The 20,042-nt window shown below is 67.0% G+C and carries 23 protein-coding genes; 13 read left to right on the top strand and 10 right to left on the bottom strand.

The window, feature by feature from the left end; all coding sequences use genetic code 11:
* Positions 1 to 115: 115 nt before the first annotated feature.
* The 7 genes from JWP90_RS06130 to idi are packed head-to-tail and all read right to left on the bottom strand — an operon-like array spanning position 116 to position 5,724.
* Complete coding sequence (locus JWP90_RS06130; RefSeq protein ID WP_297361140.1) at positions 116 to 1,000, bottom strand: prenyltransferase; 885 nt, start codon at positions 998 to 1,000, stop codon at positions 116 to 118.
* On the bottom strand, positions 987 to 1,325 hold the full coding sequence (locus JWP90_RS06125; RefSeq protein WP_297361137.1) for a lycopene cyclase domain-containing protein: 339 nt from the start codon (positions 1,323 to 1,325) through the stop codon (positions 987 to 989). Before JWP90_RS06125 ends, JWP90_RS06130 begins: the two co-directional genes overlap by 14 nt.
* A complete protein-coding gene (locus JWP90_RS06120; protein WP_297361134.1) occupies positions 1,322 to 1,648 on the bottom strand; it encodes a lycopene cyclase domain-containing protein in 327 nt (108 codons plus the stop codon). The genes JWP90_RS06125 and JWP90_RS06120 overlap by 4 nt, the downstream gene beginning before the upstream one ends.
* Positions 1,645 to 3,210: a phytoene desaturase family protein gene (gene crtI, locus JWP90_RS06115; RefSeq protein WP_297361131.1), complete on the bottom strand. Its 1,566-nt coding sequence runs from the start codon at positions 3,208 to 3,210 to the stop codon at positions 1,645 to 1,647. Before crtI ends, JWP90_RS06120 begins: the two co-directional genes overlap by 4 nt.
* A 5-nt stretch (positions 3,211 to 3,215) precedes the next feature.
* Positions 3,216 to 4,100: a squalene/phytoene synthase family protein gene (locus JWP90_RS06110; RefSeq protein ID WP_297361129.1), complete on the bottom strand. Its 885-nt coding sequence runs from the start codon at positions 4,098 to 4,100 to the stop codon at positions 3,216 to 3,218.
* Entirely contained in the window at positions 4,097 to 5,167 is a 1,071-nt protein-coding gene (locus tag JWP90_RS06105; protein WP_297361126.1) for a polyprenyl synthetase family protein, read from the bottom strand. The genes JWP90_RS06110 and JWP90_RS06105 overlap by 4 nt, the downstream gene beginning before the upstream one ends.
* Complete coding sequence (idi, locus tag JWP90_RS06100; RefSeq protein WP_297361123.1) at positions 5,164 to 5,724, bottom strand: isopentenyl-diphosphate Delta-isomerase; 561 nt, start codon at positions 5,722 to 5,724, stop codon at positions 5,164 to 5,166. The genes JWP90_RS06105 and idi overlap by 4 nt, the downstream gene beginning before the upstream one ends.
* A gap of 67 nt (positions 5,725 to 5,791) precedes the next feature.
* Between idi and JWP90_RS06095 the strand changes: the two genes are divergently transcribed.
* Together JWP90_RS06095 and JWP90_RS06090 are read left to right on the top strand one after the other, a co-directional pair.
* Positions 5,792 to 6,352 carry a MarR family transcriptional regulator gene (locus tag JWP90_RS06095; protein ID WP_297361120.1) on the top strand — a complete coding sequence of 187 codons (561 nt, stop codon included), beginning with the start codon at positions 5,792 to 5,794 and terminating at the stop codon, positions 6,350 to 6,352.
* Between the two features lie 30 nt (positions 6,353 to 6,382).
* Positions 6,383 to 6,973, top strand: a complete 591-nt coding sequence (locus tag JWP90_RS06090; protein ID WP_297361117.1) for a thermonuclease family protein — start codon at positions 6,383 to 6,385, stop codon at positions 6,971 to 6,973.
* Here JWP90_RS06090 and JWP90_RS06085 read toward each other — a convergent pair.
* Entirely contained in the window at positions 6,964 to 8,436 is a 1,473-nt protein-coding gene (locus JWP90_RS06085; RefSeq protein WP_297361114.1) for an SDR family oxidoreductase, read from the bottom strand. The genes JWP90_RS06090 and JWP90_RS06085 overlap by 10 nt on opposite strands.
* Before the next feature lie 107 nt (positions 8,437 to 8,543).
* Between JWP90_RS06085 and hemE the strand changes: the two genes are divergently transcribed.
* The 11 genes from hemE (at position 8,544) to hemL (ending at position 18,593) form a co-directional block, all read left to right on the top strand.
* A complete protein-coding gene (hemE, locus tag JWP90_RS06080) occupies positions 8,544 to 9,659 on the top strand; it encodes a uroporphyrinogen decarboxylase (protein WP_297361111.1) in 1,116 nt (371 codons plus the stop codon).
* Complete coding sequence (hemG, locus tag JWP90_RS06075) at positions 9,656 to 11,185, top strand: protoporphyrinogen oxidase (RefSeq protein WP_297361108.1); 1,530 nt, start codon at positions 9,656 to 9,658, stop codon at positions 11,183 to 11,185. The genes hemE and hemG overlap by 4 nt, the downstream gene beginning before the upstream one ends.
* A gap of 44 nt (positions 11,186 to 11,229) precedes the next feature.
* Positions 11,230 to 11,598: a YtxH domain-containing protein gene (locus JWP90_RS06070; protein WP_297361105.1), complete on the top strand. Its 369-nt coding sequence runs from the start codon at positions 11,230 to 11,232 to the stop codon at positions 11,596 to 11,598.
* 19 nt (positions 11,599 to 11,617) lie between these two features.
* Positions 11,618 to 12,031: a phage holin family protein gene (locus tag JWP90_RS06065; RefSeq protein ID WP_297361102.1), complete on the top strand. Its 414-nt coding sequence runs from the start codon at positions 11,618 to 11,620 to the stop codon at positions 12,029 to 12,031.
* Positions 12,018 to 12,275 carry a hypothetical protein gene (locus JWP90_RS06060; RefSeq protein WP_297361098.1) on the top strand — a complete coding sequence of 86 codons (258 nt, stop codon included), beginning with the start codon at positions 12,018 to 12,020 and terminating at the stop codon, positions 12,273 to 12,275. The genes JWP90_RS06065 and JWP90_RS06060 overlap by 14 nt, the downstream gene beginning before the upstream one ends.
* 320 nt (positions 12,276 to 12,595) lie before the next feature.
* On the top strand, positions 12,596 to 13,282 hold the full coding sequence (gene hemQ / locus JWP90_RS06055) for a hydrogen peroxide-dependent heme synthase (protein WP_297361095.1): 687 nt from the start codon (positions 12,596 to 12,598) through the stop codon (positions 13,280 to 13,282).
* The gene (locus JWP90_RS06050; RefSeq protein WP_297361092.1) at positions 13,279 to 14,460 is read left to right on the top strand and encodes a ferrochelatase; all 1,182 of its coding nucleotides are present in this window, start codon (positions 13,279 to 13,281) and stop codon (positions 14,458 to 14,460) included. The genes hemQ and JWP90_RS06050 overlap by 4 nt, the downstream gene beginning before the upstream one ends.
* Positions 14,457 to 15,416: a hydroxymethylbilane synthase gene (hemC, locus tag JWP90_RS06045; RefSeq protein WP_297361089.1), complete on the top strand. Its 960-nt coding sequence runs from the start codon at positions 14,457 to 14,459 to the stop codon at positions 15,414 to 15,416. Before JWP90_RS06050 ends, hemC begins: the two co-directional genes overlap by 4 nt.
* A gap of 11 nt (positions 15,417 to 15,427) precedes the next feature.
* Positions 15,428 to 16,234, top strand: coding sequence for a uroporphyrinogen-III synthase (locus JWP90_RS06040; protein ID WP_297361086.1), 807 nt, complete (start codon positions 15,428 to 15,430; stop codon positions 16,232 to 16,234).
* A gap of 116 nt (positions 16,235 to 16,350) precedes the next feature.
* Positions 16,351 to 17,277 carry a porphobilinogen synthase gene (gene hemB / locus JWP90_RS06035; RefSeq protein WP_297361178.1) on the top strand — a complete coding sequence of 309 codons (927 nt, stop codon included), beginning with the start codon at positions 16,351 to 16,353 and terminating at the stop codon, positions 17,275 to 17,277.
* Positions 17,265 to 18,593, top strand: coding sequence for a glutamate-1-semialdehyde 2,1-aminomutase (gene hemL / locus JWP90_RS06030; RefSeq protein WP_297361083.1), 1,329 nt, complete (start codon positions 17,265 to 17,267; stop codon positions 18,591 to 18,593). Before hemB ends, hemL begins: the two co-directional genes overlap by 13 nt.
* A 4-nt stretch (positions 18,594 to 18,597) precedes the next feature.
* Here hemL and JWP90_RS06025 read toward each other — a convergent pair whose 3' ends face one another.
* Entirely contained in the window at positions 18,598 to 19,368 is a 771-nt protein-coding gene (locus JWP90_RS06025) for an IclR family transcriptional regulator (RefSeq protein ID WP_297361080.1), read from the bottom strand.
* Between the two features lie 30 nt (positions 19,369 to 19,398).
* The coding region (gene kduI / locus JWP90_RS06020; protein ID WP_297361079.1) for a 5-dehydro-4-deoxy-D-glucuronate isomerase at positions 19,399 to 20,042 on the bottom strand (644 nt) is incomplete at its 5' end.

The raw sequence follows: 20,042 nt of genomic DNA, 5'->3' as shown, positions 1-20,042 counted from the left end.
GCGGATCCGGCGCTGGAACGGATGCTGCGTGTGACTCCGCCTCGACCGCTGCGGCACACGGCGCCGTTTTCGTGTTGCTGCAGCAGACCTCTCGCCGCGGAGCGTTCAGGAGGAGTTATATGCGCAGCAGGGACCACGCGATCAGCAGCATGGTGACGAGGAAGCCGACGACGAAATTCAGCCAGAGGAAGTGCTTCCAGCCGCGGTTCGCCCGCTCCGAATCGGCATCCCGGAGGGAGCGGTACGGCAGGACCGCAACAAGGTATGGGAGTGCCAGAAGAGCGCCGAGTGGACCCGGCCATTCGGTGAACAGCATGAGGACGCCCGCCGTCGTCCACGCGCCGAGGGCGAGCCGAACGGTCGTTTTTGCACCCATCACTGTGGCGATCGAGGCGATGCCCCCTTCACGGTCGGGGAGGATGTCCTGCACGGCGCCGAAGGCGTGGCTCGCCATGCCCCAGAGGAAAAACGCGGCAAGCAGGGCGAACAGGCCCGGGGTTGGTGTCGCACCGGCGAGGACCAGCCCGTAAACGGCCGGGCTGACGAAGTGAGTGCTCGACGTCACCGAGTCCAGGAACGGCCGCTCCTTGAATCGCAGTCCGGGAGCCGAGTATGCGACCACCGCGAGCAGGCTGATCGCAAGGACGAGCCAGGACGCGGGACCGCCGAGCAGAAGGAGCACCGCGACGAAGGGGATGCAGGTCGCCGCAGCGGCGAGAAGGGTCCACCGGTGCAGGCTGCGGTCCAGGACGGCGCCCTCGATCCCGCCTTTGCGCGGGTTTGCGAGATCTGATTCGTAGTCGAACACGTCGTTGATGCCATACATCGCCAGGTTGTACGGCACGAGGAAGAAGAGTGTGCCGACGACGAAGGCCAGGTTGACCGAGCCGGCGGTGAGCAGGTAGGCGGCGGCGAACGGGAATGCCGTGTTGATCCAGCTCAGCGGCCGCGACGAGAGCAGCAGGGCTCCGGCGATGCGGGTGGGGCTATTCGTCGACACCGGCGCCTCTCTGGAATCGCCGGCCGAGAAGCAGCCAGACAGCAGGCAGTAGCAGGAGCCCGGCGACCGGGTAGGCGAAGTCCTCGATCGGTGCGGCGCCGATGAGGACGCCGGCGAGATGGTCCGGCTCATAGACCATGAGGCCCGTCGCGATCATGACGTTGTCGAACACCGCCGTGAGAACCACCAGCGCGAGAGCGGAGCAGACGGCTGGCAGCCACCACCGGTGAACCAGCCCGCGCCGGTCGTGTGACACGGCCAGCGCGAGGGCGAGAACCGCGGCGGCAATCACGAGGAACACGACGCTGAGAGAGACATACGTCATCGTCGCCCCGCCCGGGCCCGAAGCAGGGCGTCGGCCCCGGTGAGTAGCACCATTGTCAGGTAGCTGAGGAAGGCCAGGAAGAAAAGTTCCTCAACCGGCAGTTCAGGAGCGACGACGACGCCGGTCATGAATTCGGTCTCGCCACGGTAGAAGATGCCGAGCCCGATTCCGAGCAGGTCCCAGAGCACGAAGAAGAGAAGCCCCGAGAAGACGACAAGACCGGCGCGACGGGCATCCCGCCAGAAGAACAGGGAGAAGCGGCGGTCGAGCAGGACCATGCAGCCGATCGAGGCGAGCAGCACGACGAGGTAGAGGACGCTCATAGCGGCTCGGGGAGCTGGCCGGTGCTGACGTCGCCGCGGATGCGTTTGAGCACGAGTTCGGCGCTGATCAGGCACATCGGGAGCCCGATCCCCGGCACGGTCGTTGCGCCGGCGTAATACAAACCGTCCACCTTCGCCGAGGCGTTCTTGCCGCGGAGGAACGCGCTTTGCCGAAGGGTGTGCGCTGGGCCGAGGGATGTTCCGCGCCAGGAGTTGAGGTCCTCCCTGAAGTCCTGCGGCCCTACCGTCTTGCGGACGACGATGCGCTCAGCGAGGTCTGGGATGCCGGCCCACGAGGCGATCTGCGCGATGACCGTGTCTGCGAGCTCCTCGACCACCGGCGACCCGGTCCCGTCTTCCCCGCCGGAGCCGATCGCGGGGTCGGCTGGCACAGGAACGAGGACGAAGAGATTCTCAGAACCGGCGGGGGCGACGGTGTCATCGGTCGCGCTCGGCCGGCAGACGTAGATCGACGCGGGGTCAGGGATCGACGTCACCCGGCCGAAGATTCGCTCGAAGTTGTCCTGCCAGTCCTCGGTGAAGAACAGGCTGTGGTGGGCGAGCTCGGGCAGCGCACCCTCGACGCCGAGCATCACGAGCACGGCACCCGGACCCGGAACGCGGTTCCGCCACCAGCTCTCGGGGTAGCTCTGCAGCGCCGGCGGCAGGAGCGTCGTTTCCGTGTGGTGCAGATCCGCCGCTGACACCACGACGTCGGCGTCGAGGCGATGGTCGGTGCCCGTTGCGTCGCTGTACAGGACCCCGGTGGCGTGGGCCCGCTTGCCGCCGTCGGTCGTGATCGCCGTCACCGTCGCATCCGTTGTCACCGTCACACCGGCCACCTCTGCCAGGGCGGTGATGCGTGAGATCACCTCGGTGAAGCCGCCGCTCGGATAGTAGACGCCGTCCTCCAGGTCGAGGTGGCTCATCAGGTGATAGAGGCTCGGGGCCGCGAACGGCGACGAACCGAGAAAAACCGCGGGGTAGCCGAGGATCTGGCGCAGTCGTGGGTCAGCGAAGGAACGGGAGGTGAGCGTATCCAGTGGCTGCAGCAGGAGCCGTGCCAACCGACCGGTGCGGCCGAGGACGTCACGGGTGAGAGCGGTTCGGTAGGACTGGAAGGTGCTGTACAGAAAACGCTTCACCGCGATCTGATACGTGTCACGGGCGGATGCCAGGTAGCGGGTGAGTGCGGCGCGCCCGCCCGGTTCGATCCGTTCGAAAGTGTCGAGGTTGGTTTCGCGGTCGGCGGCGATGTCGATCGATTCGTCGTGTTTCTCGAAGAACACGCGGTAACCCGGATCGAGCTTCGTGAGCGTGAGCTCCGAGGCGGCCGAGCTGCCCATCAGCCGGAAGAAGTGGTCGAAAACCTCGGGCATGAGGTACCAGCTCGGCCCGGTGTCGAATCGGAAGCCGCTCTTCTCCCAGCTGCCTGCGCGCCCACCGAGCCGGCCCCTGGCCTCGAGCAGCGTGACCGAGAAGCCTTCCTTCGCGAGGAGCCCTGCGGTGGCGAGGCCGGCGATGCCTCCACCGATCACGACCGCGGAGCGGCCTGCGGGCACGCCGCTCACAGCGACCGTGCCGGCAGCATCGTGCGGGCGAGGACGGCCAGCTTCGTGCCGGCGGGAACCCGGACCCGAGTGGCCAGCAGTTCGTCGGCCGGGGTCACCCTCACCCGTTCGGTGAGAACGCTGAACAGTCCGTGCGCTGCCGCGACCGCGCGGCGGCAATTCGCGGGAAGCTCAGGGAGAACGGATCCGGCGGCGTCGAGGTCCGCCCGGATGTCGGCGACGAGCGCGAGCTTCTGCGCCTCGGTCAGGCGCCCTGGGTCGACGCCGGGAAAGTAGCTTCGGCCGAGCGCGCTCCAGTCCGTTGCCAGGTCCCGGAGGAAGTTGATCTTCTGGAATGCGGAGCCGAGTCGTCTCGCCCCCGTCTCCAGGCGGAGGCGTTTCGCGTCCTCGGTCGGGCGACCGCGGAGGAAGACGCGCAGGCACATCAGTCCGACGACTTCCGCCGAACCGTAGATGTATTCGCGAAGCTCGGCCTCTGTGAACTCCACGGCGCTGAGGTCACGCCGCATGGAAGCGAAGAATGGGGCGGTGAGATCGATACCGAAGCCGCTCTCGCGTGCCGTGATCGCGAAGGCGTGAACGACGAGGTTCGTGCTGTAACCGTCCTCGAGGGCCGCGTTCGTTTCCGCCTCGAGGGCATCAAGAAGTGAACGCTGCCGGTCGACCCCGAGGCCCGCCTGCTCCGCAGCGCCGTCCACGACCTCGTCGGCCACCCGGACGAGCGCGTAGATGTCCTCCACACGTTTGCGGACGTCCCTGGACAACAGTCGCGAGGCCATCCGGAAGGAGGTGGAGTAGTCGCGGATGATCCGCGAGGAGCTCCGATGCGCGACGCGCGAATAGAGGGAGAGGTCGCTCGACGCAGGCTTTCGAGCCTTCATGCCGCTCGCACCACGGCGTGCCTGGCGACGTCGCGCAAGTGTCCGACGAGAGCCGGAGGAAGCTTCGAGTCGGAGAGGATGTTCTCGGCACGACTCACGTGGTCGTCGATCAGTGAGTCGACGAAGGTCCTGGCGCCGCACTCCTCGAGGGCGGTCCTGACCGAGGCCCCATCATCGTTCGACGTTGCCAGGTCGAAGAGGGCCTCTTCGATCTGCGGCCACCGGGCAGTCGAGCGTGCGTGTGCGATGAGCGGGGTCTCCTTGCGGTTGCGGAGGTCGTTGAGAACGCTCTTTCCCGTGAGCTCAGCATCGCCGAAGACGCCGAGCTGGTCGTCGCGGAGCTGGAACGCGACGCCGACCAGCCGGCCGAACTCGCCGAGGATGGTGAGCATGTCCTGGTTCGCTCCAGCGAGGATCGCTCCGGCCTTGAGCGGTGCCTCGAAGGAGTAGCTCGCAGTCTTCTGCTCCGTCATCGCCATCACGTCGACAAGCGATGGCAGCCGTATGCCGGCACTGAACGCCACGTCCGCCAGTTCGCCGGCGGCGGTGACGAAGATGCTGCGATCAAACAGGTCGAGCAGATCCGACCGAGTCTGTTCCGGGGCGCTGAGCCGGGCGAGGAAGCCTTGCGCCGCCTGAATGAGCAGGTCACCGGCCAGGATCGCGGATGCCTGCCCCCACGCTTCGGCCGCCGCGTCCGTTGCGCCCCTGGCTGAGGCATCCGCGGCGAATGAACCGGCGAGGTTGGGAACACCGCGACGGACGAGGTCGCGGTCGATCACGTCGTCGTGGAGCAGGAAAGCGGTGTGCAGCAGCTCGAAGGCGGTGGCGATACGGAGGGCGGAGTTCTCGTCGGTTCCGCCGAGATCCCGGTAGACACCGACGACGAGGGCGGGGCGGAACATCTTGCCACCCTGGCTCGCGGACCGTGCCGCCTCCCACAGGAGCCGATAGTTGTCGCCGTATGCCCTGGCGAGGCTGATCCGGTCGGTGAAAAACGTGTCGAGGCGGTCCTGAACCGCCTCATGCACGCCCGTGCCGGCGAAGTCGGTGAGCACTCCGGTCATTGCGGAGCCGATCGGGCCGGGGTTCCGCCGAGCAACTCAAGCTGTGAAGCCTGGAGCACGAGCCATGGGCTGAAAACCCAGGGCGTCCTCGCGATCGATTCACCGAGAACGACGGGGTCGACCCACGCGACGTCCATGACCTCATGAGGGTTGGGGACGGGGTCGGTGTCCACGCGGGCGACGTACACCGGGCAGATTTCGTTTTCGACGATGCCGGATGCGTCGACCGCGCGATAGCGGAAGTCCGGAAGGACGAGCTCCAGGGCGGTGATGTCGAGGCCCAGCTCGTGGGCTGCCCGGCGGGAGACGGAGTCGGTGGGTGCCTCGTCGGGCTGGGGATGGCCGCAGAAAGAGTTGGTCCAGACACCCGGCCAGGTCTTCTTGCCGAGGGCTCGACGGGTGACGAGCACGTCGCCTGACCGGTTCACGACGTGGCATGAGAACGCGAGATGCAAAGGCGTGTCCTCGGTGTGAACCGTCGACTTGAGATCGGATCCGACCGGTTCGCCGTTGGCATCGAGAAGCACGACGCGTTCGATCGTCTCCTGAACGGTCATGGTTCTCCGATTTATCTAGCCGGGCGAGTAAATAGATTAGCACGTGGCTTTCTCGTAGAATAGCCCAATGACCCCGGATCGCACACCTCCCGATTCAACGGCCTGGACGCTCGATCCGCGCGTCATCGACCCCACCCAGGAACTCGTGAACCGCACCGCGATGGACGACGCCGAAGTCGATTCCATCGTGGGTGTGCTCGCCGCTCTCCGCACCTGGAGGGAAGCAGAGCAGACGATGAGTGAGGCTTCGCAGAAACACATGAAGCTCAACGGGACCGACATGAAGGCGCTCCGCTTTCTGATGGCCTCCCGCAACGCCGGCGCCGTTGTGACGCCGGGGCTCCTCGCCGAGACGCTGAGGATCTCGACGGCGTCGACCACCAAACTTCTCGACCGGCTGGAGAGGGCCGGTCACGTGCTCCGTTCGCCGCATCCGACCGATCGCCGCGCCCTGATGATCACCGTGACGGATGCCACACGCACCGACGCGAGGGAGAGTGTCGGCCGGGTACACGCCCGACGATTCGAGGCGGCCGCGAGGCTCAGCAGTGAGGAGCGCAACGTCGTCGTCCGGTTCCTCACCGACCTCAGTGCGCCGGCAGACCCAGGTTCAGGAGGAGGCCAGTAGGATCGACGGGCAGCAGCCGAAGGGGAAACGATGCTCCGAAGACTGACCGTCATCCTGATCGCCGGCGTGCTCGCCATCGGTGCGCTTCTCGTCTCGACCCGGCCGGACGTCCCGATTCCGGGAATCCCTCCGGTCCCCGTGGAGCCGGGTGTTCTCCCCGCGGTGCCGCCAGCCGCTCCGTCCGCTGCCGCTGAGTCGGCGGCCGTCGTTCGCGTGGTGGACGGCGACACCCTCGTGGTGAATCGAGGCGAAGGTGACGAACGCGTCCGCCTCGTCGGTGTCGATACCCCGGAGACGGTCGCGCCGAACGCCCCAGTCGAGTGTTTCGGTCCAGAGGCATCCGCCTACGTCACCGATCTGCTCACCGGAGCGACGGTGAGCCTCGACTCCGACCCGAGCCAGGGTGACACCGATCGTCACGGCCGTCTGCTCCGCTACGTGTGGGTGCCCGGGGATGGCGGAACCTGGAACTCGGTCGAGGCGTTGCTGATTCGCGGCGGCTTCGCGGAACCGTACAGGGACCCTCACTCGCGGAAGGCCGAATTCGACGCGCTCGGCGCGGAGGCCCAGGTCGCGGACCGCGGCCTCTGGGGCGCCTGCGCCTACCCCGGTCAGCCCTGACGCTTCTCCGCCTCGAGCGTGATGCGGTTTGCCATGCCGTTGAAGATGACGCCGTGGAAGGGCAGGATCGCGATCCAGTACAGCCTGCCGGAGAGTCCCATGGGAAAGAACACCGCCCGCTGGCGGTAACGGGAACCGCCCCCGTCGCGGGGCTCGACCTCCATCTCCAGCCATGCCTTGCCCGGCACGCGCATCTCCGCGCGCAGCCGCAGCCGGCGCTCGTGTTCGATGGCCTCCACTCGCCAGAAGTCGAGGGCGTCCCCGGTCTGCAATTCCTGGGCGTGCCGTCTTCCGCGGCGAAGACCCACCCCGCCGACGAGTTTGTCGAGCCAGCCGCGGAGCGCCCAGGCGAGCGGGAACGAGTACCAGCCGTTGTCGCCCCCGATCCCCTCGATGACCGTCCAGAGTTGCGCAGTCGAGGCATCCGTCTCCCGCACCTTGAGATCGGTGAAGACGGTGTGCCCCGCCCATTCCGGGTCGCTGGGCAGCGGATCGCTCGGTGCCCCGTCGACCGACGCATTCTGCCAGCTGGTCTCCACGTCGCCGTCTCGCATTCTGGCAAGCGCCAGCCGAACGGCACGACGATAACCGGTGAGCCCACCCTCGGGAGGGGCGATGACCTCATCGATGTCGTGCTCGCGCATGACGCAGTCGAATTGGAGCGACTCGACGATCGGCACGGCGATGGCTCGCGGGATGGGGGTGACGAGGTTCACCCACTGTGACGCGAGCCATGGGGTGAGCACAGGCAAGGCGGCGATGGCCCGCTGGGGGAGCCCGGCTTCGACGGCGTAGCCGTTCATCATCTGCCCGTAACGGAGGACGTCAGGGCCGCCGATGTCGAACGTCCTGTTGACCTCCGGCGGCAGGTCGATCGCGGCGAGCAGGTAATGGAGGACGTCACGGATGGCGATCGGCTGGATCCGGTTGCGCACCCACTTCGGCGCAGGCATGTACGGAAGCACCTCGGTGAGGTGCCTGATCATCTCGAACGAGGTCGAGCCTGAACCGATGACCACACCGGCCTGGAACGCGACAGTCGGTACGCCGGACGCGAGCAGCGTCTCCCCGACGAGGACCCGCGATCGCAGGTGGCGGGAGAGATCGGCCGAGTCCGGATGCAAACCACCGAGGTAGACGATCCGCGAGACGCCCGCATCCCGCGCCGCTGCTGCGACGCTCTCGGCAGCGTTCCGCTCCTCGACCTCGAAGTCACCACGCCCGGTCATCGAATGCACGAGGTAGTAGAGGACGTCGATTGCCTCACTGGCGCTTGCCATGGCATCCCGGTCCTGGAGGGTGCCCTTGACGACCTCTACCCGGTCGGCCCACGGGACGTCGAGGAGTTTCTCAGGCGACCGCACGAGTACCCGCACCCTGTGGCCTGCCGCGAGCAGTCGCGGCACGAGCCGGCCGCCGACGTAACCCGTTGAACCGGTGACCAGGATGTGCTTCGTTGCCATGGGGTGACAGTACTCCGCCGCCGTGGGAACGCTCACAGAATCCGGGGCGCGCGGCGCTCCCTCCTGGGGGGCCCGACAGCTCGCGCGGACTTTGACACAATGAGACCGTGCAGCTTTCTCAGAATCACCCGCTCGAAGCAGGACTCACCCACGATTCACGGCTGATCACCGCTTATGGCGGCACCCGGCCGGACGTCACGCCGGTGTGGTTCATGCGTCAGGCCGGTCGTTCGCTCCCTGAGTACCGCGAGTTGCGCGTCGGGAACGCCATGCTCGACGCCTGCCTCACCCCCGAGCTGGCGAGCGAGATCACCCTGCAGCCGGTGCGCAGGCACGGCGTCGACGCCGGGATCTTTTTCAGCGACATCGTCGTGCCGCTCAAGCAGGTGGGATTGGACGTCGAGATCGTGCCTGGTAAGGGCCCGGTGCTCGGTAAGGCCGTGCGAACGGCAGCGGATGTCGACGAGCTCGTCTCCCTGGACCCGTCCGTTCTCGACGACAGCCTCCTGCCGGTGAAGGAAGCGGTGCGGCTCACCGTGGCCGAGCTGGGCAGGACACCGCTCATCGGTTTCGCGGGCGCGCCGTTCACCCTCGCCGCCTACCTCGTCGAGGGGGGCCCGTCCAAGGACCACATCCACGCGCGCACGCTGATGCACGCCGAACCGGAGGCCTGGTCGCGGCTGATGGAATGGGTTGCCGAGGTTACCGGTCGGTTCCTCCGCGCTCAGGTACTTGCCGGTGCGTCGGCGGCGCAACTCTTCGACTCGTGGGCCGGGGCGCTCTCGCTCGACGACTACGTGCGCCACGTCGCGCCGGCATCCGCCCGTGCTCTCGAGCACGTGCGGGACCTCAGCTACACCACCGAAGCAGCCGAGCAGGGTGCGCATGCCCAGGTTCACACGGTGCCGATCGTTCACTTCGGCGTGGGGACCGGCGAGCTGTTGAAGGCCATGCACGACATCGGCGCTGACGTCGTCGGCGTCGACTACCGGGTCCCGCTCGATGAGGCCTCCAGGAGACTCGGCGGCGTCGTACCTGTGCAGGGAAACATCGACCCGGCGCTTCTGGCTGCGCCGTGGCCCGTTCTCGAGGCCCATGTTCGTGACGTACTCGAACGCGGCGTCAGCGCCCCCTCGCATGTGCTCAACCTCGGACACGGCGTTCCTCCTGAGACCGATCCGGCCGTGCTCACCCGCATCGTGGAATTCGTGCACGCACAATGATCGAACCGCGGAACGTTGTGGTGATCGGCGGCGGGGCCGCCGGGCTCGTCGCAGCGCTCGACTGCGCGAGGGTCGGGATCAGGGTGACGGTCGTCGAACGTGCGCAGGCTCCCGGCGGATCCGTCGCGACCGAGACGGTGGCCGGCATCCGTGTCGACACCGGCGCCGAGAGCTACGCCACCCGCGGAGGAACGGTACGTGCTCTCGTCGACAGTCTCGGACTGGCTGATGCGGTCGTCACCCCTGCCACAGCCGGCGCGTGGGTGCGCCTGCCAGATGGCCGATCGGTGCCGCTGCCGAAGGCCGGGCTGCTCGGCATCCCGTCCAATCCGCTAGCCGACGACGTCCGGCGGGTGATCGGCTGGCGCGGTGCCGTGCGGGCCTACCTTGACCGCATCCGACCGGTCCTCACCATCGGTCGTGAGCACAATTTGGGCGAACTGGTGGAGCGGCGGATGGGACGAGTCGTTCTCGAATCGCTCGTCGCCCCGGTCACCAGGGGGGTGTACTCGGCCGACCCGTACGACCTCGACGTCACTCGCGCCGCCCCCGGACTGAACCGGGCGCTGACCGTGGCCGGGTCGCTCTCCGGCGCCGTTGCGATGCTCCGTGCCGCTGCCCCGGCCGGTTCGGCAGTCGAGGGCCTTCGCGGTGGCATGTCGACGCTCGTGGACGCCCTCGTCGCGGAGATCCGTTCCCGAGAGGGAGAACTGCTCGTCGGGGTGGGTGCGACAGGACTCTCCCGGATGTCGGCCACCGGCCCGAGCGAGGATGCCGCCGCCGGCGCGTCGTGGCAGGTCACCCTGGAGGATGAGCGCGTCCTGGACGCGGACTACGTGATCCTCGCCACACCAGAAGCCGAGGCGCTCCGGCTCCTGTCGCCCTTCTCGACCGAGATCGCTGCGGCGACGCCCACCGAAACTCCTCTGGTCGAGCTGGTGACCCTGGTGCTCGACACGGTCGCGCTCGACGCCGCCCCTCGCGGCACCGGCGTCCTCGTCGCGGAGGCGGAGCGCTCCTCCGTCCTCGCCAAGGCGCTGACGCACTCCACCGCGAAATGGGAGTGGTTGCGCTCGGCGGCGGGCGCGGCGCATCCGCACCGACACGTGATCCGCCTGTCGTACGGCCGGCAGGGCGTCCCGAACCCGACGATCGGCCTCCCAGACGCCGACGTGCGCAGCATCGCCATCGGGGATGCCGCCGAGATCCTCGGCGTCCCCATCGACGACTCACAGGTGGCTGGTCTCACTCGAACTGTGTGGGCGGGCACTCTGCCGGGGGCGGCACTCGGCCAGCGAGAACGAGCCGAAGCGCTGCGCGCCGCAGCGCTTGCCGTTGGCGATCTGGACGTCACGGGGGCCTGGCTCTCGGGCACGGGACTCGCCTCTGTCGTACCTGACGCGCTCGCGGCATCCGCTCGCATCAGGCATCTCGTCGCGAGCTCGTACCTGGAGTCCGGAGTGCTCGGCGACGGGCATACCAGAACCGGCATGGGCAAAACCAGCCCGGACGAAACGGGCGAGTAGGGTCTACGCTGGTCAAGCTGGAACCGCGACGAAAAGGAGTGAACATGGGTGGCAAGCTGATTTTTGTGGCCGGTCTGGCGACCGGATACGTGTTCGGATCCCGTGCGGGCCGTGCACGCTACGAGCAGATCAAGAAGAACTGGCTCAAGGTGTGGGAGACCGACGCCGTCCAGGAGAAGGTCGAACGCGTGGAGGGCTTCGCGAAGACTCGTGCCAGTGGCCTCCCCAAGGCGCTTTTCGCCGGTGTGAAAAAGGTGACAGACGCCGTCAGCGGCGAGGGAACGGCCGGCCGTAAGTCGGGTGCATCAGGTACCTCGTCCGCGTCGTCCACTTCCACGACGACCGACGCGTCCTCCTACACGCCCCCGATCCCCGGGCAGACGGGCGCATCGACCTCAAGCACCACCAATTAGGCGTCTGGAGAGTTCTTTCATGACGGATCGCACCGTGAACGACAAGAACAGGGAACCGCTGGCTGCGCTGGTCGGCAGCGTGCCCGCTCTGGTGTCGAACCTGATCAAGGCCGAGATCGACCAGGTCAAGACCAAGGCTGCGCACCTCGGCAGCTACGCGGGCAAGGGCGCCGTCTTCGTCGTCCTCGCCCTGATCTTCCTGTTCTTCGCGATCGGTACTCTGGTTGCGGTTGCGATCCTGGCGTTGTCGCTGGTGCTGCCCGCGTGGCTCTCCGCCCTCATCGTGTTCGTGCTCTTCCTGCTGATCGCCGTTGTGCTGGCGCTCATCGGGCTCCGCTTCTTCAAGAAGATGAACGCAGACCCCAATCCAATTGAGAGCCTCAAGAAAGACATCCGCGCTGTGAAGGGAGAGGGCGAATATGACCGCTATTGATCCTGCTTATCCTCTCGGTTCACCAACGCCCGAGCAGGCACGCGCAGAACTCGTCTCCACCCTCAACGCCATCGAGGACAAACTCAACGTTCCGCGCAAGGTGTCTCGCGCCGTCGCGCGGGGCCGGGTCGCCGCTGTGAAACTGCAGCGTGAGAACCCTGCGGCGTTCGTGGGCGGAATCGCCGCGATCGCCGCAGTAGCCGGTACGGCGGCGTGGGCCATCGTGCGGGCGATCGCACGGTAGCTGCCCGCTTCGCCGCTCTCCCGAGAGATCGTACGGTCTTCAGGATCCTTTTCGCGGCGGTTCCTGAGCAAGGCTGCCTGCGGACGCGTCGGTGGGCCCGGCTGGGCGTGCCAACTTCTGCCTAACCGCGCGTGCACACGAACTGCGAGATCTCGGTACAAGGCCGCAAGCGTGCCGCGTTTGGTCCCTGAGCTTGTCGAAGGGCGATCTGCTTGCCTGTGAAAGCTTCGTTTCCACGGGCAAGCGTTTTGGATAGTAGGAGAGAAAGGGTGATGATGTTAGGTATGACTCACCCGGCCTCTGCCGAGGCACCATCCCCCATGCACAACCCCGAACCCGAAGAGAACCCGACCGGCTTCACGCTGTGGGCCGTTCTCCGCCGCGATCCAGAACATCGTGCGACGCTGAGCGATCACGCGGTCTTTGAGCTCGACGGCGCCGTTTCCCGCATCCAGGCCGACGGTGTGACCGTCCGCGGGTTCTACGACGTTTCCGGCCTCCGCTCAGACGCCGACCTCATGATCTGGTTGCACGGGGACACCGCTGAATCCCTCCAGCGCGCCCTCCGTGTGCTCCGCCGCACAAGCATCCTGAGACCGATGCTCCCCACGTGGAATGCGATGGGCGTGCACCGTGAGGCCGAGTTCAACAAGCGCCACATCCCCGGGTACCTGCGGGGTATCGAGCCGAAGGGCTGGCTCACCGTGTACCCGTTCGTGCGCAGCTACGAGTGGTACCTGCTGCCGGACGAAGAACGCAGCAAGATGCTCGCCGATCATGGCCGCAAGGGTGCAGCGTTCCGCGGTGCCATCGCAAACACGGTTTCGGCGTTCGCGCTCGGCGACTACGAGTGGATCCTCCCGATCGAATCGGACGACCTGCTCGAGCTCGTCGACCTCATGCGCGACCTCCGCGCGACGGATGCCCGCAGGCACGTCCGCGAAGAGGTCCCGTTCTACACAGGGCGACGAATCGCCACCACCGAGATCCCCGAGGTTTTGCAATGACTGACGCCGTCCTCGGCGCGACGGATGCGGCGGCGTCCGGCGAACCGCACATCACCGAGCCCGTCGCCTACGACGCGATCCTGCTCGCCGGTTTCGGCGGCCCCGAGGGCCAGGACGACGTCATCCCGTTCCTTCGCAACGTCACCCGTGGCCGCGGCATCCCCGAGGAACGCCTCGAGGAGGTCGCGACCCACTACCGCCACTTCGGCGGCGTGAGCCCGATCAACGACCAGAACCGGCAGCTCAAGGCAGCGCTGGAGGCCGAGCTGGCCTCCCGTGGCATCGACCTGCCCGTGCTGTGGGGCAACCGCAACTGGGACCCGTACCTGCGCGACGCACTCGTTGAGGCGAACGAGCGCGGCTACACCAAGCTCATCGCCATCGCGACGAGCGCGTACTCCTCCTACTCCAGTTGCCGGCAGTACCGCGAGGACTTCGCCATCGCGCTCGACGAGACCAGCCTGTTCGGGCACATCGCGATCGATAAGGTGCGCCAGTTCTTCGACCACCCCGGTTTCGTCACCCCGTTCATCGACGGCGTCCGCGACGGACTCACCCAGATCCAGCGCGACAACCCCGGCATCGACCTGTTCTCCGAGGTCGAGATCCTCTTCTCCACCCACTCGATCCCCTCGACGGACGCCGCAAAGTCCGGGCCTGCTGAACGCGGCTTCGGTGAGGGTGGCGCATACGCCGCCCAGCACAACGCGGTCGCCGAGGTCGTCATCGAGTCGGTGAAGCGAGAACTCGCTCTCGAGGGCGAACTCGCCTGGCAGCTGGTCTACCAGTCACGGTCCGGCCCGCCGAGCATGCCATGGCTCGAGCCGGACATCAACGACGCGATCGCGGAATTGCCCGCCCGCGGCATCCGCGCCGTCGTCATCGTGCCGCTCGGTTTCGTGAGCGACCACATGGAAGTGCTCTGGGACCTCGACAACGAGGCCACCGAGTCGGCCGAAGAGAACAAGCTGTACTCCGTCCGCGTGCCGACGCCCGGCACGCACGCCGCATACGTCTCCGGACTCATCGACCTCGTACTCGAGCGCCGCGATGGCGTGCCCGTCGAGGACCGGCCTGCGCTGACGGAGCTCGGCCCCTGGTACGACGTGTGCCGTCCTGGATGCTGCGAGAACGTCCGACTCGGCTTCAAACCCGCCCTTGCCGGGCTGCAGCCATGACCTTGCGTATCGGAACACGGGGCAGCGCCCTCGCCCTGGCGCAGACGGGGGACATCGCCCGTGCGATCACGGCGGCGACCGGCGTGGACACCGAGCTCGTTCCGGTGACCACCCACGGTGATGTGTCGCGTGAATCGCTGTCCAGCCTCGGCGGCACCGGGGTGTTCGCCTCTGCGCTTCGTGAGTTCCTCCTGCGCGGGGAATGCGACATCGTCGTGCACTCGATGAAGGACCTGCCGACCGTCGCATACGCCGGGCTCAGGGTCGGCGCTGTTCCGGTGCGGGCCGACGCCAGGGACACGATCTGCGCACGGGACGGCCTCACCCTCGAGACGCTGCCCAGCGGAGCCAGTGTCGGCACCGGCTCGCCGCGCCGCGCCGCCCAGCTTGCCGCGGTTCGCCCTGACCTGCAGGTCGTCGACATCCGCGGCAATGTGGGAACCCGGCTCGGCTTCGTCTCTTCAGGCGAACTGGATGCGGTCGTCCTCGCGGCGGCAGGTCTCGGCCGCCTTGGGCAGCTCGACGTCGTCACCCAATTTCTCGAGCTCGAGGCGTGGCCGACCGCCCCGGCCCAGGGTGCGCTCGCGGTCGAGGTGCGCACCGCGGTATTCGACGACAGGGACGGGCATGCCGACGTCATCGCCGCTCTCGAGGCGATTGAAGACCAGGACACCCGGGCTGCCGCAACGGCGGAACGCGCAGTGCTTTCCAGGCTCGAAGCCGGCTGCGCCGCCCCCATCGGGGCCCACGCGATCGTTACCCCAGATGGGGTCAGTCTCACCGCAGCGGTCTACGCGCCCGACGGATCGGGTACGCTCAGGCTCAACCGGCAGGCCGCTTTCGTGACCTCAGCCGTACACGAGATCATAGGGACGGCGGAGACCGTAGGCAGCGCCCTTGCCGACGAACTGCTGGCCCAGGGCGCGGCCACCCTCGCGCCCCTCAGGCAGAGCTGAAGGCAGTCATCATGTCCACACCCGCACCATCGAAGCCGCTGAAGGGCTGGCGCATCCTCGTGCCTCGCGGTGGACCGTGGGGTGACAGCGTCGCTGCTGACCTTCGCGCCCGCGGGGCGACCCCGGTTGTCGCACCGATGATAAATTTCGCGCCGACCGAAGACCCTGAACGGCTGACAACGGCCCTGGCCGCGCTCGCGGACGGCGCCTTCGACTGGTTGACCGTGACGAGCGCGACGACCGTCGACGTGATGCATTCGCAAGGGGTACGCATCCCTGAGCGCACTCGCGTCGCCGCCGTCGGTGAGACGACCGCAGCCGCACTGCAGGCGGTCGGATACCGGGTCGATCTCGTCCCGGCCAAGGACAACTCGGCCAAGGGCATGCTTTCGGAGCTCACCCGGCTCGAGCCCAACCCGAAACGTTTCCTCACCCTGCGTTCGGAGATCGCCAAGCCGCTGCTCACCGAGGGCCTGGTCCGCGCCGGACACGACGTCGAGTCGGTCGTCGCTTACCGCACCATCGGTGAGCCCGTCGCTGAGGAGGTGATCGCCGACGTTCGCTCCGGCCGGATCAACGGCATCCTCGTCACCAGCGGCAGCGTGGCACAGCAGGTCGTCGAACAGTTCGGTGAACTTCCCGAGTCGACGCTCGTCGCGGCGATCGGACCGAGAACAGCACAGGACGCCGCCAACCTGGGCCTCGAGATTCATGTCGTCTCGCGGCACCAGACGGTCGCAGCGCTGCTCGACACCATGGTGGCGCTGGTCGAGGCCGGTGAGGCGCCGAGCGCTGCCGACGCGGCGCTGGACCGCTGATCCACCTGCTCCCGCCGAAGGCGACAGCATATGGGAGGAGTTCAGCCGCCGACGCGTAGGCTGAACGGGTGAACGTACCCGTGATTCGTCCCCGCAGACTCCGCCAGACCCCCGCCATGCGCCGCCTCGTTTCCGAGACCAGGGTGCATCCGGCGGAACTCGTCCTCCCCCTCTTCGTCCGCGAGGGTGTGAGCGACGCCGTGCCCATCAGTTCGATGCCCGGTGTTTCGCAGCACACGCTCGATTCGCTCAAACGGGCGGTAGGGGATGCCGCGGCAGCCGGCGTCGGTGGGGTCATGCTGTTCGGCGTCCCGGCGATCCGGGACGCGATCGGCTCGCAGGCGACCGACCCGAACGGCATCCTGAACGTGGCGACCGCCGCCATTGCCGCTGAGGTCGGCGATGCCCTCGTCGTGCAAACCGACCTGTGCCTGGACGAATTCACCGACCACGGGCACTGCGGCGTGCTTGACGACTCCGGCCGCGTCGACAACGACGCCACTCTCGAGCGCTACGTCGACATGGCACTGGTCCAGGCGGATGCCGGATCGAGCATATTGGGACTCAGCGGCATGATGGACGGGCAGGTCGACGCCGTCCGCACCGCTCTCGACGAAGCCGGCTTCGTCGACACCGCTATCCTGGCCTACTCCGCGAAATACGCCTCGGCCTTCTACGGTCCATTCCGTGAGGCCGTCGATTCCCAGCTCAGCGGAGACCGCCGCAGTTACCAGCTCGATCCGGCCAACCGGCGTGAGGGCATGCGTGAATCGACGCTCGACATGTCCGAGGGCGCAGACATCGTCATGGTCAAGCCGGCGGGAAGCTACCTCGACGTGCTCGCCGACGTTGCCGCGATGAGCGATATTCCGGTTTGGGCATACCAGGTGTCCGGTGAGTACGCGATGATCGAGGCCGCGGCACAGAACGGCTGGATCGACCGCCGCCGTGCGATCGAGGAGTCCGTCGTCAGCATCCGCCGGGCGGGAGCCGATGCGGTCCTGACCTACTGGGCGACCGAACTGGCAGGATGGCTGCGATGAACAACGACGATCTCTTCAGCCGCGCGAAGCTCTCCATTCCCGGCGGGGTGAATTCACCGGTGCGAGCGTTCGGCTCCGTCGGCGGCACTCCCCGGTTCCTGGTGGAGGCATCCGGTGCCACGGTGACGGATGCCGACGGCACGGAATACATCGACCTCGTCGGCTCGTGGGGGCCTGCGATCCTCGGCCATGCCCACCCTGATGTGGTGCGCGCTGTGCAGGATGCTGCCGCCCGCGGCCTCTCATTCGGCGCGTCGACGCCGGCGGAGACCGAACTGGCCGAGCTCGTCAAGGAGCGGGTCTCGGCACTCGGGGTTTCCCCGATCGAAAAGCTCCGGCTGGTGTCGACCGGTACCGAGGCGACGATGACGGCCATCCGGCTCGCCCGGGGCTTCACCGGACGTGACCTCCTGGTGAAGTTCGCCGGTCACTACCACGGCCACTCGGACGGGCTGCTCGCCGAGGCCGGCTCCGGCCTCGCCACACTGGCTCTCCCGGGGTCCGCCGGTGTCCCTGCCGCCATCGCTGCGCAGACTCTCGTCCTGCCATACAACGACCTCGATGCTCTCCGGGTCGTCTTCGCCGAGCGGGGCGACCAGATCGCCGCCGTCATCACCGAGGCGGCGGCAGCCAACATGGGCGTCCTCGCGCCGGACCCGGGCTTCAACGCCGCGCTGCACGAGCTGGCGCATGAGCATGGGGCGCTCGTCATCCTCGATGAGGTGCTCACCGGTTTCCGGGTCAGTTCGTCGGGCTACTGGGGTCTGTCGCTCGCGGACGGCCCGCTCTACACACCGGATCTGTTCACCTTCGGCAAGGTCATCGGTGGTGGTATGCCGCTTGCGGCATTGGGTGGGCGTGCCGACGTCATGGACTATCTCGCCCCGCAGGGACCGGTGTATCAGGCCGGAACACTCTCCGGGAACCCGGTGGCCGTCGCGGCAGGGCTCGCCACCCTCGAGCGAGCGACGCCGGCCGTTTATCAGGGCCTGGACGACGCATCCGCGGTGCTCTCCGAGGCGGTGTCCGAAGCCCTCAGCCGTGAAGGTGTCGCTCACGTCGTCCAGCGTGCAGGCAACCTGTTCAGCTTCGTCTTCGCCGACGAGCGGCCGCGCAATTACGCCGAAGCTCAGGCGCAGGAAGCCTGGCGGTATGCGCCGTTCTTCCACGCGATGCTCGACGGCGGGGTGTCGCTTCCACCGAGCGTCTTCGAGGCGTGGTTCGTCTCCGCCGCCCATGATGGACGGGTGCTCTCACGGATTATCGAGGCCCTGCCAGCCGCGGCTCGTGCGGCAGCCGAGGCAAAACCGGTCTGACCGGTTAGCGCAGCCCCCCTAGGGACCGGGATATTTCGTTCGCGGCCGCGATTGCCTGCGGTGAGAGTTCTTCGATCGACCTCCCGGGGTGCTCGAGAGCAATCGACGAGACAGACAGGCCGTGCGACACTTCACCGGTGTGGTCATAGATCGGGGCGGACACGCAGACGGTACCCAGCTCGTTCTCACCGAGATCGAGGGCGTAGCCCAGCTTTCTGACGTCAGCAAGCGCCTCACGAAGCCGCCCGAGATCGGTGATGGTCGAGTCGGTGCGGGCGGGGAGACCTGTCCGCGCGGCGTACTCGGCGATCCGGTCATCCGGCCAGGATGCCATGACTGCTTTCCCCATTCCTGTCGAGTGCAGGGGAATGGCCAAGCCGACGCGTGAACGCATGCGGTACGGCTTCGATGAATCGGTGCGGATCACGTAGACCATCTCATGACCCGAGAGCGCTCCGACATGCACTGTGCAGTCCACCTCGGCAACGAGTCGATCCACGATCGGCGCGGCGACACGCGAGATGTCGACGCGTGAGAGCACGCGCCCTGCCAATGCCATGAACCGGGAGCCCCCGTGGTACCCGCGTTCAGCATCGCCGGAGAGGAATCCCTCTTCGATCAGGGACGCAAGGATTCGGTGCACCGTCGATTTCGGCAGACCGGTTTTGGTCACGATGTCGGTGAAACGTTCGTTCAGCAATGCCACCTCAAGTATGCGCAGCGTCTTCTGGTTCGCGCTTGACGCTGGTGCGTGCATCTCGGTTGACGACTCCATCTGGGCTCTCCCTGTCAGTCCCCTCTACTCTTACACCAGCTCGGTGATCTGCACGTGATCCATATCGTCGAACGACTGATTCTCCCCTGCCATCGCCCAGACGAATGCGTACGCGCGCGATCCGACACCCGAATGGATCGACCAGCTCGGCGACATGACCAGGTCGTTGTTCGCGACCAGAAGGTGACGCGTCTCGCTTGGCTCCCCCATGAGGTGCAGCACCCGCGCGTCAGCGGCCACGTCGAAGTACAGGTAGAACTCGGTGCGGCGTTCATGAGTGTGCGACGGCAATGTGTTCCACATGTTTCCAGGGTGCAGGCGGGTCACCCCCATGACCACCTGACAGCTCCGGATGCCATTCTCGTGAATGACCTGCCGAAGCTTCCGGGCGTTGGAGGTGAGCTGGTCGCCCAGCTCGCGGATCGTGCCTTCGTCGGGTCCTGCAAGCTTGTTCGGGAACGCTGTGTGCGCGGGCGCAGAGAATCCATAGAACTTCGCCGGGGTAGTGGCGTCGTCTGACGTGAACACGACCTGCCGGGTCCCGCGGCCCAGGTAGAGGACCGCCTCAGGTTCCATCCGATAGTCGGTGCCGTCTGCTTGCACCGTGCCGGCCGCGCCGACGTTGACGATCCCGATCTCACGGTGCTCCAGAAAGAACTCTGAGCGGATCTCCG

Source organism: Mycetocola sp. (assembly GCF_025464835.1).
Lineage (GTDB): Bacteria > Actinomycetota > Actinomycetes > Actinomycetales > Microbacteriaceae > Mycetocola_A.
The sequence above is the reverse complement of the archived record's forward strand: the minus strand, read 5'-3'. Positions and strand labels throughout refer to the sequence as shown.